The organism is Bifidobacterium oedipodis, assembly GCF_012932425.1.
Taxonomy (GTDB): domain Bacteria; phylum Actinomycetota; class Actinomycetes; order Actinomycetales; family Bifidobacteriaceae; genus Bifidobacterium; species Bifidobacterium oedipodis.
Genome location: NZ_JAAIII010000001.1, coordinates 600,280 through 620,114 on the forward strand (window position 1 = coordinate 600,280; position 19,835 = coordinate 620,114).

At 60.2% G+C, this 19,835-nt stretch carries 18 protein-coding genes; 3 read left to right on the top strand and 15 right to left on the bottom strand.

Annotation, left to right across the window (positions count from 1 at the left end; all coding sequences use genetic code 11):
* Positions 1 to 112 precede the first annotated feature (112 nt).
* On the top strand, positions 113 to 2,326 hold the full coding sequence (locus G1C95_RS02540; RefSeq protein WP_335341397.1) for a transglycosylase domain-containing protein: 2,214 nt from the start codon (positions 113 to 115) through the stop codon (positions 2,324 to 2,326).
* A 97-nt stretch (positions 2,327 to 2,423) separates the two neighbouring features.
* Here G1C95_RS02540 and leuA read toward each other — a convergent pair whose 3' ends face one another.
* The 3 genes from leuA to G1C95_RS02555 all read right to left on the bottom strand — a co-directional run bounded on the left by leuA (position 2,424) and on the right by G1C95_RS02555 (position 6,545).
* Entirely contained in the window at positions 2,424 to 4,340 is a 1,917-nt protein-coding gene (gene leuA / locus G1C95_RS02545; RefSeq protein ID WP_169171348.1) for a 2-isopropylmalate synthase, read from the bottom strand.
* A 116-nt stretch (positions 4,341 to 4,456) separates the two neighbouring features.
* Entirely contained in the window at positions 4,457 to 5,845 is a 1,389-nt protein-coding gene (locus G1C95_RS02550) for a metallophosphoesterase family protein (RefSeq protein WP_169171349.1), read from the bottom strand.
* Between the two features lie 79 nt (positions 5,846 to 5,924).
* Positions 5,925 to 6,545 carry a DUF5701 family protein gene (locus tag G1C95_RS02555; protein WP_169171516.1) on the bottom strand — a complete coding sequence of 207 codons (621 nt, stop codon included), beginning with the start codon at positions 6,543 to 6,545 and terminating at the stop codon, positions 5,925 to 5,927.
* A gap of 166 nt (positions 6,546 to 6,711) precedes the next feature.
* On the opposite strand from G1C95_RS02555, the gene asd reads away from it, so the two are divergent.
* Entirely contained in the window at positions 6,712 to 7,806 is a 1,095-nt protein-coding gene (asd, locus tag G1C95_RS02560; RefSeq protein WP_169171350.1) for an aspartate-semialdehyde dehydrogenase, read from the top strand.
* Positions 7,807 to 7,990: 184 nt separating this feature from the next.
* Here asd and G1C95_RS02565 read toward each other — a convergent pair whose 3' ends face one another.
* From G1C95_RS02565 to G1C95_RS02580, 4 genes are all read right to left on the bottom strand, one after another.
* Entirely contained in the window at positions 7,991 to 8,557 is a 567-nt protein-coding gene (locus G1C95_RS02565) for an ACT domain-containing protein (protein ID WP_169171351.1), read from the bottom strand.
* Positions 8,558 to 8,601: 44 nt separating this feature from the next.
* A complete protein-coding gene (locus G1C95_RS02570) occupies positions 8,602 to 9,366 on the bottom strand; it encodes an aspartate kinase (protein ID WP_169171352.1) in 765 nt (254 codons plus the stop codon).
* Between the two features lie 147 nt (positions 9,367 to 9,513).
* The gene (gene recR, locus G1C95_RS02575) at positions 9,514 to 10,116 is read right to left on the bottom strand and encodes a recombination mediator RecR (protein ID WP_169171353.1); all 603 of its coding nucleotides are present in this window, start codon (positions 10,114 to 10,116) and stop codon (positions 9,514 to 9,516) included.
* A gap of 39 nt (positions 10,117 to 10,155) precedes the next feature.
* Positions 10,156 to 13,053, bottom strand: a complete 2,898-nt coding sequence (locus tag G1C95_RS02580; RefSeq protein ID WP_169171354.1) for a DNA polymerase III subunit gamma and tau — start codon at positions 13,051 to 13,053, stop codon at positions 10,156 to 10,158.
* A gap of 269 nt (positions 13,054 to 13,322) precedes the next feature.
* Between G1C95_RS02580 and G1C95_RS02585 the strand changes: the two genes are divergently transcribed.
* On the top strand, positions 13,323 to 13,919 hold the full coding sequence (locus tag G1C95_RS02585) for a TetR/AcrR family transcriptional regulator (protein ID WP_169171355.1): 597 nt from the start codon (positions 13,323 to 13,325) through the stop codon (positions 13,917 to 13,919).
* A 66-nt stretch (positions 13,920 to 13,985) separates the two neighbouring features.
* Here the strand turns inward: G1C95_RS02585 and G1C95_RS02590 are convergent, their stop codons facing one another.
* The 8 genes from G1C95_RS02590 to G1C95_RS02625 all read right to left on the bottom strand — a co-directional run bounded on the left by G1C95_RS02590 (position 13,986) and on the right by G1C95_RS02625 (position 19,760).
* Complete coding sequence (locus G1C95_RS02590; RefSeq protein ID WP_169171356.1) at positions 13,986 to 15,110, bottom strand: diacylglycerol/lipid kinase family protein; 1,125 nt, start codon at positions 15,108 to 15,110, stop codon at positions 13,986 to 13,988.
* A gap of 17 nt (positions 15,111 to 15,127) precedes the next feature.
* On the bottom strand, positions 15,128 to 15,535 hold the full coding sequence (locus tag G1C95_RS02595) for an Rv3654c family TadE-like protein (RefSeq protein WP_169171357.1): 408 nt from the start codon (positions 15,533 to 15,535) through the stop codon (positions 15,128 to 15,130).
* A 28-nt stretch (positions 15,536 to 15,563) separates the two neighbouring features.
* Complete coding sequence (locus G1C95_RS02600; protein ID WP_169171358.1) at positions 15,564 to 15,938, bottom strand: TadE family type IV pilus minor pilin; 375 nt, start codon at positions 15,936 to 15,938, stop codon at positions 15,564 to 15,566.
* 5 nt (positions 15,939 to 15,943) lie between these two features.
* Positions 15,944 to 16,231 (bottom strand): DUF4244 domain-containing protein, encoded by a 288-nt coding sequence (locus tag G1C95_RS02605; protein WP_169171359.1) that lies wholly within the window; start codon positions 16,229 to 16,231, stop codon positions 15,944 to 15,946.
* A 283-nt stretch (positions 16,232 to 16,514) separates the two neighbouring features.
* A complete protein-coding gene (locus G1C95_RS02610; protein ID WP_240947376.1) occupies positions 16,515 to 17,141 on the bottom strand; it encodes a hypothetical protein in 627 nt (208 codons plus the stop codon).
* Positions 17,108 to 17,788 (bottom strand): type II secretion system F family protein, encoded by a 681-nt coding sequence (locus tag G1C95_RS02615; RefSeq protein WP_277348156.1) that lies wholly within the window; start codon positions 17,786 to 17,788, stop codon positions 17,108 to 17,110. Before G1C95_RS02615 ends, G1C95_RS02610 begins: the two co-directional genes overlap by 34 nt.
* A gap of 7 nt (positions 17,789 to 17,795) precedes the next feature.
* Positions 17,796 to 18,785, bottom strand: a complete 990-nt coding sequence (locus G1C95_RS02620; protein ID WP_169171360.1) for a TadA family conjugal transfer-associated ATPase — start codon at positions 18,783 to 18,785, stop codon at positions 17,796 to 17,798.
* 30 nt (positions 18,786 to 18,815) lie between these two features.
* The gene (locus G1C95_RS02625; RefSeq protein ID WP_169171361.1) at positions 18,816 to 19,760 is read right to left on the bottom strand and encodes a P-loop NTPase; all 945 of its coding nucleotides are present in this window, start codon (positions 19,758 to 19,760) and stop codon (positions 18,816 to 18,818) included.
* Positions 19,761 to 19,835: the final 75 nt, after the last annotated feature.

The window sequence follows — 19,835 nt, forward strand, 5'->3', positions numbered from 1 at the left end:
AGGCACAACCAGAAGAAGTGGCGGTGCACACCGCGCCTCACACGCGAGCCCAAACAGGCCCCGCAACCATAAGAAGAACGGCGGTAAGAAAAAGCATCGCATCCTCGCATGGGTGCTGGGCGTGTTCGGCGGCCTAATCGCGCTTGCCCTGATCGCCGGTGTCGCAGCGTTCGCTTATCTGTATGCCACCACCGAGGTGCCGCCGCCCGAAAAGTTCGCGCTGTCGGAAAAAACCACCGTGTATTACGCCGACGGCACCACGCCGATTGGCGATTATGCCGAGCAGAATCGTGAGATCATCAGCTGCGACGCCCTGCCCGACTATCTGGGCCAAGCCATCGTAGCCTCGGAGAACCGCACCTTCTACACCGATAGCGGTGTGGATTTGAAGGGCATCCTACGTGCGCTGTGGACCAATATCACCACCGGCTCGCGCCAAGGCGGCTCCACCATCACCCAGCAGTACGCCGAGCGTTACTACTTGGGCGAAACCACCTCGTATGTAGGCAAGGCACGCGAAGCGATTCTGGCGCTGAAGATTGCACAGACCGAGTCCAAGGACGAGGTGCTGTGCAATTACATGAACACCATTTATCTGGGCCGCAATTCCTACGGCATCCAAGCCGCCGCCAAAGCCTACTTCAACAAGGATGCCAAGGATCTGACGCTCTCCGAGGCGGCTATGATCGCCGGCATCATCCCCGCGCCTTCCACCTGGGATCCGGCGGATGATCCCAAGATGGCCCAGCAGCGATTCGAACGTGTGCTGAACATCATGGAGGAGGACGGCTATATCACCGCGCAGGAGCACTCCGAAGCCTCCTTCCCTGAAACCCAGCCCGTGGCGCAACAGAACGACTACGCCGGCGCCAACGGCTATCTGCTGGATATGGTGCAGCGCGAGCTGGTGCAGTCGAAGGCGTTCACCAAGGAGGATCTGGCAACCGGCGGCTATAAGATCGTCACCACCATCGACAAGGCCAAGCAGGATGTGATGCAGGCAGTCGGCGATGTGCGCTTGGAAGACATGCCTTCCACCCTGCAGGTGGGCGGCATCGCCGTCGAGCCCAAAACCGGTGCCGTGGTGTCGGTGTATGCCGGCAGCGACTACCTGACCAAACAGCTCAATAACGCCGATCAGGCGGTGTTCGAGCCGGGCTCCACCATGAAACCCTTCGCCCTGCTGGGCGCCGCGCAGGAGGGCGTGAATTTCAATACGCTGTTCAACGGCAATTCACATCAACATTTCTCTGGCATTTCCAACGAAGTGAACAACGCGTTGGAAAACAACTTCGGCAATATCGACCTCTACCAGGCCACTGCGAATTCGGTGAATACGGTGTTTATGAATGTCAACGAGCACCTGACACCGCAGCGCACGGCGGCCATTGCACATGAGGCGGGCATCGAAGGCGATATCGACGAGACCTCCCCCTACAACGTGCTGGGCATTAACGCCCTGACCGTGTGGGATTTGGCGCAGGGGCACTCGACCATCGCAGCCAATGGCGTGAAGCATATGCTGCATATGGTCAATAAGGTGCAGGATTCCAACGGCCAGGACGTCTACACCGCCTCCACCGAAGGCAAGCAGGTGTTCGACGCCAACGATTGCGCGCTGGTGCAGAAGGCCATGCAGGGCACCACCACCTACGGCACCGCCGCTGGCGTTTCCACCACGCTGGGCCGCCCGGTGGCCGGCAAGTCCGGTACCGCCAATGATGAGAACGCCGCGTCCTTCGTGGGATACACGCCCAGCCTGATGAATGTGTGGGCGATTTGGAACCCGGATGAGAACGGCAATCCGCAGGTTGTTCCCGCATTCTCGGGCTACGGCGTCTCCTCCACCGGCTATCCGGCGCACCTGTTCACCGAGTACATGTCAAAGGCCTTGGAGGGCACCGAAGTCGAACAGTTCCCCACCGCCACTGACGACGGCAAAATCGGTGGTTCTGACGGCACGTGGGGACTGGGAGGCGGAAGCGTCTACTCCAATACCACGCAGTCTGAAGGCGAGCAGAGCACTGAAGAAGAACAGACCAATGGTAACGGCGAAAGCACCGCCAATGGTTCAGAGGGCACCAGCGACGGCGCTACCAATACGAATGGGTCGCAGTCGCAGCAGGATATCACTCAGCAATGCGAGGCGAATCCGAGCTTCTCCACTGCATGCCCGAACTATACGCCGCCCAGCAGCGACAATGGCACTACCGATACGCCAAATTCCGGTGGCAACGGCACTTCGTCAGATGAACCGGGCCTGCCCAACGATTCATCAACCGGTTTGGATAACGCACCTTCGCTAGAGCAGCAAAGTGCGCAATAGGTGGTTCATGCGGCAAGCTGATTGAATCGGTAAAAACAATACGCCCGCTTCCCCAGCAAGGGGAGGCGGGCGATATTGTATGCAGCCGTAACAGCTATCAGCGGGCGCGCTGGCTACGGTTGATGGCGGAGATAATCGACTTCAGTGCGGAAGTGGTGATGGAGGAGTCGATGCCCACGCCCCAGACAATCTGAGTATTATCGGCCTCGCCAACCTGGCATTCGACGTAGGAGGCAGCCATGGCGTCGGTGCCGACGGACATGGTGTGCTCCACGTAATCCATAACCGAAGCTTCCACGCCAAAGTTGGAGATGGCGTTGAGGAAGGCGGCGATCGGGCCGTTGCCGATGCCGGAGACTTCGCGCTCTACCGGCTCGTCCTCGCCGACGTTCATGCCGCGGTCAAGCAGCTTGGCCTTGAGTACGGTGTCGGAACCGTCCTCGCCGGAGCTGACGGACACTTTGAGCAGCTTGAGACGGCCCCACGGAGCAAGCGTCTCGTCGTGGGTATCGCCCACCACCACGCCGGCGGCGGTCATGCCGGACTGTTCGACCGGCAGGTACTCGTCCTTGAACAGACGCCAGATGTCTTCGTCCTTGACTTCCTTCTTGGTGTCGTCGGCGAACTTCTGCACGATCTTGTCGAATTCCACCTGCAGGCGCTTGGGCAGGTCGAGATTGTGGTTGGTCTTGAGCAGGTAGGCCATGCCGCCCTTGCCGGACTGCGAGTTGACGCGGATGATGGCCTCATAGGTGCGGCCGATATCCTTCGGGTCGATCGGCAGGTAGGGCACCAGCCACACGAAGTTGTCCAGATCGGCGCCGGCGCGGTCGGCGGCCACCTGACGGGCCTCAAGGCCCTTCTTGATGGCGTCCTGATGCGAACCGGAGAACGCGGTGAACACGAAGTTGCCCGCGTAGGGGTGGCGCTCGGAGATCTTGATCTGGTTGCAGTATTCGACGGTCTTGCGGATTTCGGGCACGTTCGAGTAGTCGATCTGCGGGTCGATGCCCTGGGTGAGCATGTTCAGGCCCAGCGTGACCAGATCGACGTTGCCGGTGCGTTCGCCGTTGCCCAGCAGGCAGCCTTCGATGCGATCAGCACCGGCGAGGATGCCGAGCTCGGTGGCGGCCACGCCCATGCCCTCGTCGTTGTGCGGGTGCAGGGAGAGCACCACGGAATCGCGATCCTCAAGATGCGTGGAGACGTACTCCACCTCGTCGGCGAACACGTTCGGCGTGGTCATCTCGACGGTGGCAGGCAGGTTGATGATCATCGGGCGTTCGGGCGTGGGCTTGATCACGTTGATCACGGCGTTGCACACCTCGACCGCGTACTCCGGCTCGGTGCCGGTGAAGGATTCGGGTGAATACTCGTAGTACAGGTCGATGCCCTTGGCGTCGCCCTCAAGCTTCTTGCACAGCGCGGCGGCGTCGGTGGCGAGCTTCTTGATCTCTTCCTTGTTCTTCTTGAACACCACTTCGCGCTGCAGCACGGACACGGAGTTGTAGAAGTGCACGATGGCGCGCTTGGCACCGCGCAGCGCTTCGTAGGTGCGGTGAATCAAGTGTTCGCGACACTGGGTGAGCACCACGATGGTCACATCATCGGGGATCAGCTCACGCTCGATCAGCATACGAATGAAGTCAAAGTCGGTTTCGGAAGCCGAGGGGAAGCCCACCTCGATCTCCTTGAAGCCCATCGACACCAAAAGGTTCCAGAACCGCAGCTTGCGTTCGGAATCCATCGGGTTGACCAGTGCCTGGTTGCCGTCGCGCAGATCGACGGAGCACCAGCGCGGGGCACGCTGAAGGCGCTTGCCCGGCCAGGTGCGCTCCGGATAGTCGAACGGCACCTGCTTGTCGTAGGCGGCGTACTTGTTGTACGGCATGCGGCTGGGCTTCTGGGGCTCGCCGATGAAGCGTGCCGGAGGCAGCAGCGGGTCGTTGTTCCCTCCATTGGACGCTGCGGCAACAGCCGCGAGATCAAACACGGATGATTGATCCTGACCCATTGTTCCTCCTTTACTGTGGGGTTGTGCGCGCCGGTCTCACCGGTATTTCCGCGCATTATTAACTTGCACGTAACATCCTACAGGCCCGGCACGGCAACATTGGCGCAAACGTTCGCCTAATGGCGGTTTTGGGTTGTGCTGCCGGCTCTTTGCGGCCGGTTCGCCTTCACCACGGCGTGGATCGCCGTCAGAAAACCGATCGACATGGCCCCGGCAAGCACGGCGAATACCTGCGGGCGGCGCAGCTCGTTGCGCATGCCGATGGCATCGGTGATGCAATGGTCCTCAAACCAAACGCGCACCTCGTTGCTGGAGTACCGGCCCACCAGGTCGCCCCAGGTCAGCATGCGCGTGACATAGCCTGCGGGATTGCTTTCATGGAATTCGAACAGGCGGATGCCGCGGTAGCGCGATTTGGGCCCGTAGCATTCAAATCCGCAGGTGGGCGCGTAGCCCAAATCGATGCCGTGCGCGTGGCCCACAAAGGCGTTCTTGTGGTCATGCCCGCAGAATAGCGCGAAATAGCCACCGGCTTCGCTAAGCGCCTCAACCTCGCCAATATTCTCGTCCGCGCAACCGATGGCTTCGCCCAAGCGGGAACCGGGGCGGCAGAGTTCTTGGTTGAGCACATACGTGTGGCCGGCGTGTGTGCGTGCGCCTTCGACGGCATTCGGTGTCCAGGCTGGCACCTCTTGTAAGAGGTCGTAGAATTCCTGCGGTGGAATGTGCTGGAAAGCGATGGCCGGCACGGGTTTGCCGTCGCCATTGCGCCAGCCAAGTTCCTTCTGCACGTCCTTGAGCCATTGGATGGCCTCGGCGCTTGGCGTGCCGTATCCGTCGGAATCCGCCAAGTCGAGCCCGCGCGAATTGACTACGTAGGCAGGGTATTGGCCGTCGCGCTCGTCGGGAGTATTGGTGTCGGCGTAGTCGCCGGAATTGACCATCATCACGCTCATGGCGATGCGGTTCGGATTGGTTGACGAGGCGATGGGTAGCGCGAACGTGCCGCTTTCCAACGCTAGGGGGCCGGTGAATGACGGCGGGTTCAGGCAGCCGGGAAATTCGCGATAGATATCATCCTGTTCGTCGGTGAGGATGCCGCACTGGAAGTCATGGTTGCCGTAGGTGGCGGCAAACGGTACGCCCGCTTCGATAATCGGCCCCAAAAATCCGGCGAAGGTGCGGCGGACTTTCACGCGGGTCTCATCCATCAGTTCCCGTGCCCGTTCGCGGCGCTTGATGCCATGCAGTCTGGCTTCGATTTCGGTGATCAACCGCACACGCGCCCCGGGCTCCTCGCCTCGGCGGCGCAGGAATGTGTCGATATAGGCGGGGTCGTAGCCGCGAATCTGATCACCGGTGAACACCACTAAATCGGGGTCGGCCTGTGCGATCGCCTCCCGAATCAATCGGATGGTGTCGGCATCGACCTCAGGCTTGTCTTGAATATCGGCCATCTGCAGCACGCGGAAGGTGCCATCGTCGCGGAAGCGCAAGCTTGTCATGGCTCCACTCTAAAGCCTTGGCCGCAAGTGGGCGAAAGCGAGTGGTGAATTGTCGGTGAAATCGGATGGTGCCTGCGCGTTAGCGGAACAGGCTGATGCCTCGGCGCGACTGGCAGTAGGCGGCACCGAGCCATGTATGGCGCGAATTGGGCCACACAGCGCCCAGGCGTGGAGCGTTTTGGCTCATCCAAATGCTGGGCACACGGCCATCCGCCGAACGCGAGCCAAGCAGATTGAATCCGTTCTTGATCATCAGCCAATCAGGATGCTGGGTGGCGATGGCCAGGCCCTCCTCCAGGGTAAGCGGCAGGCGTTCGTCGGAATCGATGAGCTTGCGGGCCACATCGGGCTCGCGATTGACATAGCAGGTGCCGGTATGCGGATCGACCACCAAATAGAACGGCCCTTCGGGAGGTTCGAAGCCATCCTGCGGCAGGAAGCTGGCGATATCGCGCGGGGGCATGGTAGTGAAACCGGCCATGCGATTGATGGAGGTTCTGGCAATCAGCGATTCGGGGCTGACCAGCTCACGCGTGGGCACCAACAGAATATTCGCCCCCAGATCGCAGTGCTCAAGCGCCTCAATCAGTGGCCTGGCAAGTGCGCGGAAAGCCGCGGCGGACATATCCGCCACGTCCGGATACCCCAAGGCCACGATACGGTCAAGCTGCTGCTGCGCTTCCTGCGATGCGATCGACATGGCTACCAGTGTAGTCGTCGGCCCGGCCGCATCGGCCAGCATATGAAAGTTGGCTCGCGCGATGTTGGGCTGATTACGTACCATGGAACAACGTGCGTGTCTTGAGGTACGACCACGTAAGACCATTCACCCATAACACATCAGCCAAAGGATTTCAGAGGTAATCATGTCCGAAAAACTCAAGGTCGGCATTCTTGGTGCCACCGGTATGGTCGGCCAGCGTTTCGTCACGCTGCTGGAGAATCATCCGTGGTTCGAAGTGGTCACTTTGGCCGCTTCCGCGCATTCCGCGGGCAAAACCTATGAGGAGGCCATCGGCGGCCGTTGGAAGATGGAAACGCCGATGCCGCAGTTCGTCAAGAACATGGTGGTCAAGAACGTGGCCGACGTGGAGGATGTCGTCAAGGACGTCGACTTCGTGTTCTCCGCCGTGAACATGCCGAAGGCCGAGATTCGCGCCATCGAAGAGGAATACGCCAAGACGGAAACCCCGGTTGTCTCCAACAACTCCGCACATCGTTGGACTCCGGATGTGCCGATGGTGGTGCCGGAGATCAACCCAGAGCACTATGAGGTCATCAAGCACCAGCGCGAACGCCTGGGCACCACGCGCGGCTTCATCGCCGTCAAGCCGAACTGCTCGATTCAGGCCTACACGCCGGCGCTGGCCGCGTGGAAGGAGTTTGAACCGCGCGAAGTGGTGGTGAGCACCTATCAGGCGATTTCCGGTGCGGGCAAGACCTTCGCCGACTGGCCCGAGATGGAGGGCAACATCATTCCGTTCATCTCCGGTGAAGAGGAGAAGAGCGAGAAGGAACCGCTGAAGGTGTTCGGCCATGTGGACGAGGCCAAGGGCGAGATCGTGCCGTTCGACGGCCCGCTGAAGATCACTTCGCAGTGCATTCGTGTGCCCGTGCTCAACGGCCACACCGCCACCGTGTTCATCAACTTCGGCAAGGAAGTCACCAAGGAAGAGCTGATCGACCGCTTGGTGAACTACACCTCCGAGGCTGCTCGCCTTGGCCTGCCGCACGCTCCTAAGCAGTTCATCCAGTATTTGACCGAAGACGATCGTCCGCAGGTCAAGCTCGATGTGGACTACGAGGGTGGCATGGGTGTCTCCATCGGACGTCTGCGCAAGGATTCAATCTTTGATTACAAGTTCGTCGGACTCGCGCACAACACGCTGCGTGGTGCCGCCGGTGGCGCACTGGAAAGCGCCGAAATGCTCAAGGCTCTGGGCTACATCACCAAGAAGTAAAAGCACAGCAGCGTATATGAGTGAGGGGCGGGAACCATGTTCCCGCCCCTCACTCATATCATCCGTCATTCTGAGAATCTCTCCTCCGATGCCTTCGGATAGCAACAGTTCAAGATTCCTCGACTCCGCTACGCTTCGCTCGGAATGACGGAGATGGTACTCCGCTCGGAAGGACAGAGTAGCGTCAGCGACCGGTGCCGCCGTAGACCACGGCTTCCACCTGGTCGGCGTCAAGGCCGTATGCGGTGTGCAGCGCCTTGACGGCGTCGTTGAGCTGATCCAGCGGCACCAGAGCGGCAATACGAATCTCAGAGGTGGAAATCATCAGCACGTTGATGCCCTTGTCGCTCAGCGCGGTGAAGAACTTGGCGGCAAGACCGGAGTGCGTCTTCATGCCGACGCCTACCACGGCCACCTTGCCGACGTTGGTGTCCACGTCGAAGGAGTGATAACCAAGCACATCCTGCTTGTCGAGCAGCACATCCTGCACCTGCTTGACGGAAGCTTCCGGCACGGTGAAGGAGATGTCCGCGGTGCCCACGGAGGCACCGGCCTGCACGATCATATCCACGTTGACGCCGGCGGTGGCCAGTTCGCCGAACACCTTGGCGGCCATGCCCGGCTCGTTCGGCACGCCACGCACAGTGGCAAGCGCTTCGGAGCGATCATGGGCCACACCGGAGATGACGGGTGCCTCGGGGCCGAGGTCGGGGAACAGATCACCCATGGACTTTGCTTCTTCTTCAGTCATTTCTAAGCCTTATCTTGCGTTACGGATTGGTTGTCTGGTTTGTCTCAGTCGAGGTTCGGCAGCGTGCGCGGATCGACGCCGTCGGGCACAATCAGCGTGCCCGGACGATGGGAGAACGAAGAGCGCACATGCAGTGGCATATTGAAACGCTGCGCGTATTCCACACAGCGGAGGGCCAGTACCTTGGAGCCGCAGCTGGCCATCTCCAAGATGGAGTCGTAGCCGATGTAAGGGATGCGGCGCGCGGTGGGTACAATGCGCGGATCGGCGGTGAACACGCCATCCACGTCCGTGTAAATCTCGCAGATGTCGGCGCCGAGCGCCACAGCAAGCGCCACAGCGGAGGTGTCGGAGCCGCCACGGCCCAGCGTGGTGGCGTCCCCCTTGGCGTTGATGCCTTGGAAGCCGGCGACAATGGCCACGTCTCCCAGAGACAGTGCGTTCTTCACGCGGTCGGGCTTGACGGACTTGATATGTGCTGCGCCGTAGCGTGCATCGGTGAAGAAGCCCGCCTGCTGTCCGGTGAAGGAATGAGCGCGATCGCCTGCGGCATGGATGGCCATGGCCAGCAGGCTCATGGAAATGCGTTCGCCTGCCGTCATCAGCATGTCCATTTCGCGCTCGGGCGGGTTGGAGTCGATGCTGAGGGCCTGATCGATCAGATCGTCGGTGGTGTCGCCCATGGCGGAGACCACCACGGCCACCGAATTGCCCTTTTTCTTGGTCTCAACGACACGCCTGGCCACACGTTTGATGGATTCCGGATCGGCCACCGAAGAGCCGCCGTACTTCTGCACGATAAGAGCCACTGCTGTCCTTCTGTTTCTCTTTGGGGGAATTGCGTTATATTGTACGCGAACGGCCCAATTATAGGGATGAGCCGTTGCCATAGGTTCCGCTTCGCCCAGCATACGGAATAAGGCCTATGGCCGGCCGTGCGCGGGCGTTTTGGATGTTCAGGCCTCTCGTCGGCCAGCCAAGGCACGAGACAGGGTGATTTCGTCGGCGTATTCCAGATCGGAGCCGACAGGCAAGCCGCTGGCCAATCGTGTTATCTTGACGCCCACGGGCCTGAGCAGTTGGGTGAGGTAGCTGGTGGTGGCCTCCCCTTCGATGTTCGGGTCGAGAGCCAGGATGACTTCGCTGACTTCGCCGTTTTCAAGCCTTTTGAGCAGTCCGGGAATGTTCAGATCGCTCGGCCCTACGTTGGCCATGGGGTTGATGGCACCGCCCAGCACATGGTAGAGCCCGCGGTATTCGCGCGTGCGTTCGATGCTCATCACATCCTTGGGCTCTTCGATCACACAGATTACGCTGTGATCGCGCCTCGGGTCGGCGCAAATCGGGCACGGGCTGGTTTCGCAGACGTTGCCGCAGATGTCACAGAAGCGCACCTTCGCCTTGACTTCTTCAATGGCTTCGGCCAAGTCCCGCGTCTCGTCTTCGGATGCGGACAACAGGTAGAATGCGATGCGCTGCGCTCCTTTCGGGCCGACACCAGGTAGTCGTCCGAACGCGTCGATCAGTCGTTGAATGGCGCCGTCATAGGCCAGTGCCATGTGGAATCTCCTTTACTTGTCTATTCGTCTCGTGTTTGCCTATTCATCCGTGTGTTTCTTAGCCGGCTGAATGTTCTTCGGGTTCTTGGGGTCGTCCGCTGCAAATTCCTCGACCTTCTTGACCTCAAACATTTTCTTGAGACTGTCCAGATCCATAGCCGTGGCTTCGCCCAGCGACTGGTCGTTCATCGAGTACTCGTCATCCTCAGCGGCAACCTGCGGCCGATTATTCGGCTGCTGCGGCGACTGGCCTGCGCTCCATGGGTCAGGTTCAGCAGACGCAGGGGCCGATTGCTGCGGACGAGATGGCTGCGGCTGGGATGGCTGCGGCTGACTCCACGGATCATTGGATTGCTGCGGCGCTGCTGCCGGTGGCTGAGGCTGGTTCCATGGATCATTAGGTTCCGGCGGCGCGATTGGCTGCTGCGGTTGGCTCCATGGATCCGCGGATGCAGACATTCCACCGGCAGGCTGATTCCACGGGTCTGCCGACGCGGGCGCGCTGCTCATGGGTTGGTTCCACGGGTCGTCCAACGGCTGAGCGATGGATGGCTGAGCCTGGGACGACGGCTGGGATGCTACCGGTGCTGATGGTTGCGGCTGACTCCAAGGATCCGTTGCAGGGGAATTGCCGGGTTGCGGTTGGCTCCATGGATCAGGGGAACTATCGGCTGTCTTCGCTCCGCCGGACGCCATCCCAGTGGAATTACCAGTCGAAACACCAGTGGCCGGGACTGCTGGCGATTCCGTAGATGGTGTCGCCCACGGGTCAATGCCATCGCTGACATCGGGAACCGCCACATGCTTGTGCGGGTGTGGTTCAGCAGCTTGCTTGGCCGCTGTGGGCAACGGTTTGGCCCATGGGTCGTCAACATCAGGCCATGAGCCGCCAGATGTGCCAGCACTTGTGGGCGCGGCGGCTACACCGGCTCGGTGATTGTCGTCAGCATCCTCGCTCGCTCCTGCGGCCGGTGATTTTGGTGATGCCGGCTCTCCGCCCGTGCGCACGCCCAAGCTGGCCCCCAAATTGGAGACCGCCAAACCAGCCTTGGCCATGGCGATCTGCTGCTTGACCTTGGCTTTCTGCTCGGGGCTCATGCGGCTAACCGGTTCCACACGTTCGCCATTCGCTGCCGTCGGGGTGGGAGCGATGCTGACATTGGCACCAAACTGCTGTCTGACCGCATCGATAACCACAGCCGAGGCTTTTCTGCCGCTGTCGGTATCCACAGCGAGCGCGAAGGCGTGCTGACTCAACGGCTGATCGAATGTCAGCGACACGCATGGCACACCCTTGCGGTTGGGGCCGAACGAGATGACGGGCACTTTGTCACGCGATACGTATTCACGAATCGCCGATGGCATGGCCGCCACGGCGGCATCCCATTGCTCGTCCACCGTGCGAGAATCTGCAACGGCAGGTTTGCCACCCTGCTGCCCCGCATTGGGAACAGTAGCCATACTGGGCGCAGCAGGCATAGCGGGCGCAGCAGCACCGGCAGAAGTGGGGGAAGCAGCGGGAGCAGTACCAGTAGGCGCAACGGCACCAGTGTGCACAGCGGAGCCCGAAACCTGCGAAGCGGCTACTGGCACAGCCGGCGCAGCCGCTGTTGGTGACGGTGACGGCTGAGGCCGCTGGTTGCGCTGCGCGCCCGAGAACCCGCCATGAGAGGCGCCGACGAAACCGCCGCGGGACGCACCAGCGAAGCCACCGGCAGCGGCCCCAGATGCCGAAGAGCCAGCTTGAGCATCACCACTAGCCTGGCCTGCACCTGCGCCAGTTGAAGAACCAGACACACCGGCCGGGGCGACACCAGCGGACGCAAAGCCCGACTCAGCACCGGCCAGCAGACGTGCGGCCAACAGTTCAAGACGCATACGTGGGGATATCGCCCCGGTCATCGCACCCAATGTGGTGTTGATAATATCCGCCATGGCGGTAAGAGCGCCCAGCCCAAAAGCTGCCGCCTGGCGATGCAAATCGTCCAAATCCTCGGCTTCTGCGGTGTCCGACAGCACTGACTCGGCCTTATCGCCGGCCAAGGTGAGCACCAGCAAATCACGGACGCGGGCCAGCAAGTCTTCCACAAAACGACGCGGGTCGAATCCGCCGACCACGACCTTCTGGATTACGCCATACAGAGCTTCGCCATTACGGTCGATTACCGCATCCAAAGCCTCGCCAATCAACGCCTCTGGTGTGAATCCCAGCAATGCCACAGCGGCATCATGGGTGATGACGCCCTTGACCGAGCCAACCATCAGCTGGTCAAGCACGGAAAGCGTATCGCGCATGGAACCGCCGCCGGCACGCATGGCCAGTTTGAGCACGCCAGGTTCCGGGCTGATGCCCTCCTTGGCACAAATGGTCTCCAGATACGGCCCCATAACCTCCTGCGGCACCAAGCGGAACGGATAGTGGTGCGTGCGAGAGCGAATCGTGCCGATCACCTTATCCGGTTCGGTGGTGGCGAAGATAAACATCACATGTTCGGGCGGTTCCTCGACGATTTTGAGCAGCGCGTTGAACCCCTGCTGGGTGACCATATGCGCCTCGTCGAGAATGAAAATTTTGTAGCGGTCACGGGCTGGGGCGAATCCGGCGCGTTCGCGCAGTTCGCGGGCGTCATCCACACCGTTATGGCTGGCGGCGTCGATCTCCACCACGTCGATGGATCCCGGGCCTCCCGTAGCCAGATCCTTGCAGCTTGCGCATTCGCCGCAAGGATGCGACGTGGGGCCTTTCGCGCAGTTCACGCAGCGCGCCAGAATGCGCGCAGAACTGGTTTTGCCACAGCCGCGCGGCCCCGAAAACAGATAGGCATGCGTCAGCTTGCCCTCATCCAAGGCACGCATTAAAGGAATGGTGACTTGATCCTGCCCAATCACTCCCTCAAAGGTGTCAGGTCTGTACCTGCGGTACAACGCCAATGCCATCGCTATCTCACTTTCCGTCCTGTGACCGTCACCATACTGTTACATTGCCTCATCGCTGTCGCGATTCGGCGTCGCCTACAGACAGCCCACCGGGCTGTCTGCTTAACGGCTCCGCCTGATCCTGCCCAATCACCCCTTCAAAGGTGTCGGGACGGTAACGTCGATATAGTGCCAAAGCCATAGCTACTAACCTACCTTGCCCTCGCTAACAAACACGTATTAACATATTGTCAACTGCACTCATGCCGTATCAATGCCGAGGAGATGCCATGAACGACAACGAAGCGCGCCGCACCAATCGCGCCGATGCCCGACGGGAAGCCATCGTGCGTGCTGCACGCAGCATTTGCCTGGACAAGGGCTTCTCCAAAATCACCGTTTCGGACATAGCAGATAAGGTGGGGATGACACGCTCGCTGTTCTACCACTATTTCGCCGACAAAGATGCCGTGGCCGATGCCGTGCTGGATGATGTGATCGACGAGATTCTCACCAAGCTGGAGCATTGGAATCAAAACCGCGAAACCGGCAATATCAACAAGGCCCTTGACGATATGGTGCGTCTGCTGCGTGCACTGATCGCGGACGAAAGCCCATTCTCCAACCGCATGGTGCAGGATGGCAACGCCGAACTGTATATCAAGTTCATCGACCGGGCCGCGGACCGCATCGCCGACTACATCGGCAACACCACCGTGCGGGATTTCGAGCAGCTGCATGGACTACCGATCACCAATGTGCATGAAACATTCTTCACGTTGATCGTCGGACTGATCTCCCTGATCCGTTCGCATCAGAACATCAGCGACGACACGTTGAAGCAGGTTATCGCCCAGACATTGCACATCGACGACTACATCGGCTGACTTGGCAATACCGATCGGCAAGCGATCAACAACTGTGCGACAATCGTTCGGCAGCGTTGGTCAACGTTACACAAAACGCCCTGTCAACGGATCACGCCCGTCACGGCGTATCGCCTCTAGGGTCAGTTGTTCGCTTTCGTCGCTTTGTGCGGCCACCGCAGGAGGCACCAGCACGCGCAGGGCGCGTCTCTGCATCGAAACCCTGACCGGCAGGCATCCGACATATTCGCCATCCGCCATCAGGATCGGCGGTTCGGTGCCGCTTTCGGCACGGGTGATCTCGATTTCGCTCACACGCTCCCAGCCGAACACCTGCGAGGCGAGCAAACGTCCGTTATAAGCGTTCGACAGAGCCACGGCGCATTCCTTGACATTGGGCATATGTTCCAACCACACCAAGTCCAGCAGACCATCGTCGAGGCATGAATATGGGCAGACCGCGATGCCACCGCCGACATACCGCGAATTCGCAACCGTCAGCATCGGCGAGATGATATCCCGTTCATCCGTCGATCCATCAGCCAGTGTGGCTTTGACGTGATATCCGTAACTGGCCATATGCGTCAGCTTCACCAGCACACCAACCATATAGCGCACCGTTCCATTGGGCAGATGCGAATGATTGGCGTAATCGTTGATGCTGGCATCCAATCCGCACGACAACATGCCGGCATAGTACCGATCAATGGGATGCGTTTCGCCTGCGTCCGCCACCTGTTCGTACTCGCGGCCGGTGCTTGGATCAACCGCGTACCCGCCTTCCAGTGAGGTGACTCGACCCATGTCCACATCGATATGGGAGCCACACACCATAGCTCCGACGATGCCTTCAACCGAGGTTTCCACACGATTAATCGGCAGCTTGAGACCACGTGCGAAGTCGTTGCCTGAACCAATCGCCACAATCCCTAAGGGTTTGCCGCTGAATCCGACGGCATTCGCGCCAAGCCCCACCATGCCGTCACCGCCGACCACCACCAGATAATCGTATTCCCCTGCATGTTCGCGAGCGCGGGCCAGCGAATCATCGAAACTGGAACCGGTGAGATCCACGACATCGAATCCATACTGTTCACCGCTGTGCTCAAGTAGATCAAGCACCTGCGCATCGACTTTGGCACCGCGGCCTTTATCCGAGGTGGGGTTACCCACCATGGCCACGACATGACGGTTCTCTCTTATGCCACTCATGGTTTCACCATAGCCAATTATGGCGAAGGCCCGCCAGCGGCCAGCACATTACTGCTCATAATCGTCTCCTTCACACATTCCACCGGCCCGGCGAGCGCGGTTCGTTCCACATAGGGAGCGATGGGTACCGCAGTCGGAACTTCCACGGCCAGGCGCACATCATCACCATTGACCTCGCAGCCAGACAATCGAATATCGTTGGCGCGTGCCAGACCGGCTGCAAACGCGCAGGGATCAGCGGTATCGCCTTGCCAGAAAGCGGTGGCGGATTGGAGGGCGATGAGATCAGCAAGGGAGCGCGCCCGATTCTGGCATATCAGCAGATTGCCAGCGCAGGCGACGATTGCCAGCATTATTCCAACGACCATAACCAATATGGCGCCGGCCATGGTGCCGGAGCCTTCCTCCCATTGCTGCGCGCTCATCGCCGTACTCCTTTCGTCTGCCGGCTGCCTATTGCCGTATGGCCACAGCTTCGCCGGTAACATGCAGTGGTGTCAGGTTCATCAGTCCAGACACTCCTACAGGGCAAGTGACCGTGACATGCACGGTCTGTTCGCCCTGGCCGATGTTCATATCGACGTTGCTGCCAACAATCTGCGCCGCCGCCAACCGAGCAGCCTCTTCGTCTTCCACCACCAGAGCACGAGCAGCGGCAGTCGCCGCACTCTGGCAGTCCATGGAAGTCACCACCGCACGCCCAAGCACCAGTACTATGCCGGCAACAGCCACAACACTGGGCAGTACCAACGCGAACTCCGCCGTAGCCGCGCCGGTTTCCAGCTGTGCGATTCCGGCACATCGCGCAAGGCAAAGACGCAGACGCATAGCAATCACCCGACGTTCAATGCTTTTTTGATGAGGTTGGTCAGCAGTGTTTTAATCGCATCCGATTTGACGATAGTGGCCAGCACGGCGGCGAATCCTGTGGCCGCAACCAGCACCACCGCATATTCGGCGGTGGCCGCGCCCTCTTCGGGCTCGGCCATCAGAGTGCGCACGCGGGCATCCATCATGCATAATCGTCTTCTGGCTGCATCAGTCAGTTCAAGCATCCGTGCTCTGCTGTGCGCAACAATGCCGGCCGTCCCATCGACATTGACGGGTATTGGGGTGTTCATCGGTGTTCCTTTCTGTTGGTTTGTGGAGTGCGGCAGACAGCGCCGCTGCGTCCCTTGCAAGCAGGCAGTGGCTACGTCATGTCGCCTTCCCCCTGCCGTGTGGGCTGGGAGATACGTTCCACTGTGAGACTTCATTGCCGCGCAGTCACGGCAGTTCACGGTATGTGCATCGAGCTTGGTAGGTTATCCACACCCCGGAGTGTCGTCCACAACACATGTGGATAACCGCAAATCGTTGTGACATCGTCGCGCAGATAAGCCGAACATGGCAGCAAGCCATCGCCTACGCCATGAACGATGCAATGATCGGTATCACGCCGATAAGTACGAATGCCGGCAAAAAGCACAGCCCCGTGGGCAGCAACAGCGTGACGCTTAAACGCGCCGCACGCTGTTCAATTGCCGCACGTTGATCCTTATGCCACTGCTCGATCGCGGTCTGCAATCGAATTGTCGGAGCATCGCCATGCAACCATGACGATGCCAATGCGTCGTCCAATATGTCCAGGAGTGCTTCGTCTACGTCATCCGCCTGTCCGTCGCCGTGCGCCAATGCCTCTCCCCTAGCCGACCGCCATGCCTCACGCCAAGGAACGCCACGATGCAGCGCAACACCCACCGAGGCGATACGGCAGCCCGTTGCCCCGCCCATGGCATCACCCACCACTATCAAGACCCTGGGAATCGGCACGCCTTGCTGCAGCGCCACCTCCACCATGCGCAACACCAGCATGGGCCAGACTTCCTTCGGCAGGGAACGCATCATCCGATCCCCGGCAACCGGCAACCGCCTGCAAGGGCGAGGCATCGACAGCCATGCCGATGTGGCCGTCAGTATCGCAGTCATGCAGCACCACATCACCATCACCGTCACAATCACCGTTGTCGTGCCATCAGTGCGCGCATCCATGCCAAGCCCGCCACATAGCAGCATATTCCCAGCAGCAAGCAGACCAGGCCACGTGATGAGCCAAACAGAAACGACACAGGCCGGCCGCCCATCAATTCACCCAATGCCACGGTGATGGCGGGCAATGCACTGAGCAACCCCACCGTAGCCTTAGGCACGGCAAGCGCCTGCGCTTGCAAATCGCGCATCAGACGCAGCTGCCGATACGATTCCAACACGGCTTCCATGCATGGAACGGCGCGGCAGCCAAGTTCTTCGCTTACTGTCGCTGCACAAGCCAGTCCAGCGGCCACCTGCACCGCATGCGCCTGCCGTTCGGTTGGCAGGCGATGTTGTTCCAGCAATGCCGCCAAACGAGCGACAGTGAGTGTTCTGCCAGCAAATGGCTGCCCCGTCTGCTCTTCAAACGCCTCCACCACCATGCTTCCGGCCCGTATGCGGGCAATTGCCGAGGCAAGTACCTGCTCGATGCCCCTCGGGATGGCCTGCTCACGCTTCAATACCGCGCCATTCCCGCCGCGTCGTGCACTTACGCCGGATGTCGGCTGCCAAAAATCCCTTGTTCGTCGGCACCACCCAAGGCTCCGCAGCCGTTGCGGCCAAAGCGTAACGGCGAGCGCCATCATCAACGCACTGATCACAGCCATTCGTCTCTCACCTCCACTGTGTGGCGAACTGTTGCCATGCATCGGCGTATCGGATGGTTTCGCCGCCATCCCAATCCGCCAATGCCACGCCGTGTAATGCATCATCGTTGACGCGCAAACAGCCGATCTGCGCGATGCGTCGATGCCCGGCCTCCCGTTCGAGATGCACCACCACATCAAAGGCCCCGGCCGCCAACATAGCCAATGCAGGAGGGGCAACACCGGCCAGCAACCCCAATGCCGCCAGTCGGGCCGGCACGCGAGCCACACTGTCCGCGTGCAATGTGGTCATGCCGCCATGGTGGCCGGAATTGAACGCCCGCAGCAGATCCGCGATTTCCTCGCCCCGGCATTCGCCAAGCACCACACGATCAGGCCGCATGCGCAGGGTGGCTTTCGTTAATTCCGGCAGACCGATGGCACCAACACCTTCCACATTCGCCTCTCTGGCCACCAGCGATACATGATTGGCATGCCCGATATCCCCCAATTCGCGTATCTCCTCAACGGTAACGATGCGTTCATCACGTGCGCACTGGGCAAGCAGCGCCTTGACCAAGGTGGTTTTGCCTGTACCGGTACCGCCGGTAACCAATATCGAAGCCCTGCGCCGCACCAAGCCAATCAGCAGTGACAGCCACGATGCGGGGAACATCCCCGCGGACTGCAACGCTGGCAGGGTTGCCTTGCTGCGATCGGGCAAGCGTATGGAGATAGCCGCTCCTTCGGGCACCAATGGCGCGATAACGGCGTGCACGCGCACGCCATCCACGCTGGAGGCGTCTGCAATCGGGCAAGCATCATCCAAACGCCGTCCCATTCTGGCGCATAGTTGCACCGCGTATTCGCGCACTACGCGGGCGGAGCGAAACGGCACACTAAGCGTATGCTCATGCATGCCTTCGCCTGTGTCTGCCCATACTCGGCCATCACAGGTCACTGCCACATCCGTGACCTTCGGATCATGGACAACTTCGTCCAACAATCCGAAGGTCATAGTGTGCTCTGCCTCGCCATGCATAGTGCGTCACCCGCTCACAGACGTGTCTTTCTCACTGCCTGACAGTGTTGTATCAACCAGATCGGCGAGCATGGCGATGGTTTTGCGACTGCCTTTGGCTATAGAGCGAATGCCAAGCCCTTCCAACACATCGCCGCATAAACCAACACTAGGTTTGATGGGCCCAAACAGCGAGGTGGTCAGATAATCCTGTGCTTCGGCGATGGTAACCGTGCCACGGCCACGCGGCGCACCTCTCGGCTCAATGCCAACAATATGTGGTGTGGAACATTCCCATGACACCAGCCTGGCCCGATGCGCTTTGGTGCGCGCCAAACCCAGTACGGACAATTCCGTGGCGACAATGTGCAGGCCCTCGCGCAAATCCGTCACCGTTTCGATCAGACCACCCTGGCCGGCATCGACAAGCACCACATCGTTGACCTGCGCTAAGGCCCGCAGCGCCGCCTGCACTTCCCACCATTCAGGCTGTTTGGCGTTCCAAGGGTCGTAGGGCAGCACGCGCACGCCTTCCCACGCAATGAGTTCATGGTTCAGCGCAGCCCCATCAAGATGCCCCAGAGGTGCATCCACCTGGCTGAATCGCAGTCCGGGCTCGTTTTCCATGCCGAGCAGCACGTCAAGGCAGCCACCTACAAAATCCGCATCCACCAAAGCGCAGCGACGCCCTCGCACGCTCAGCTCCCAAGCGAGCATGGCAGTCATAACGCTTAATCCCAGGCCGCTATGGCCGGCCGTAAGCACAATCAGATTCCGGCATGCGGTTTGCGTGGATAATCCATACGGTGCCTCGCCGGATCGTTTGCGTTCGCATGAGGCCAACGGACGAGGTGGCGGTGTGTAATAGCGACGCTCCCTCACGGGGAGCGCGTCCGCAGGCAATGGAATGCCTGAACTGGCTGCGGGCGAGGTTGCGCCTCGCACCGCACGAGGAGAAGTCGCAGTAATCATGAGCCGATTGAACCGCGTTCCATGCGGTCGGCTCAAGCCGGATCAGACCATGTGCATCGAGCTTGCCAAGTTATC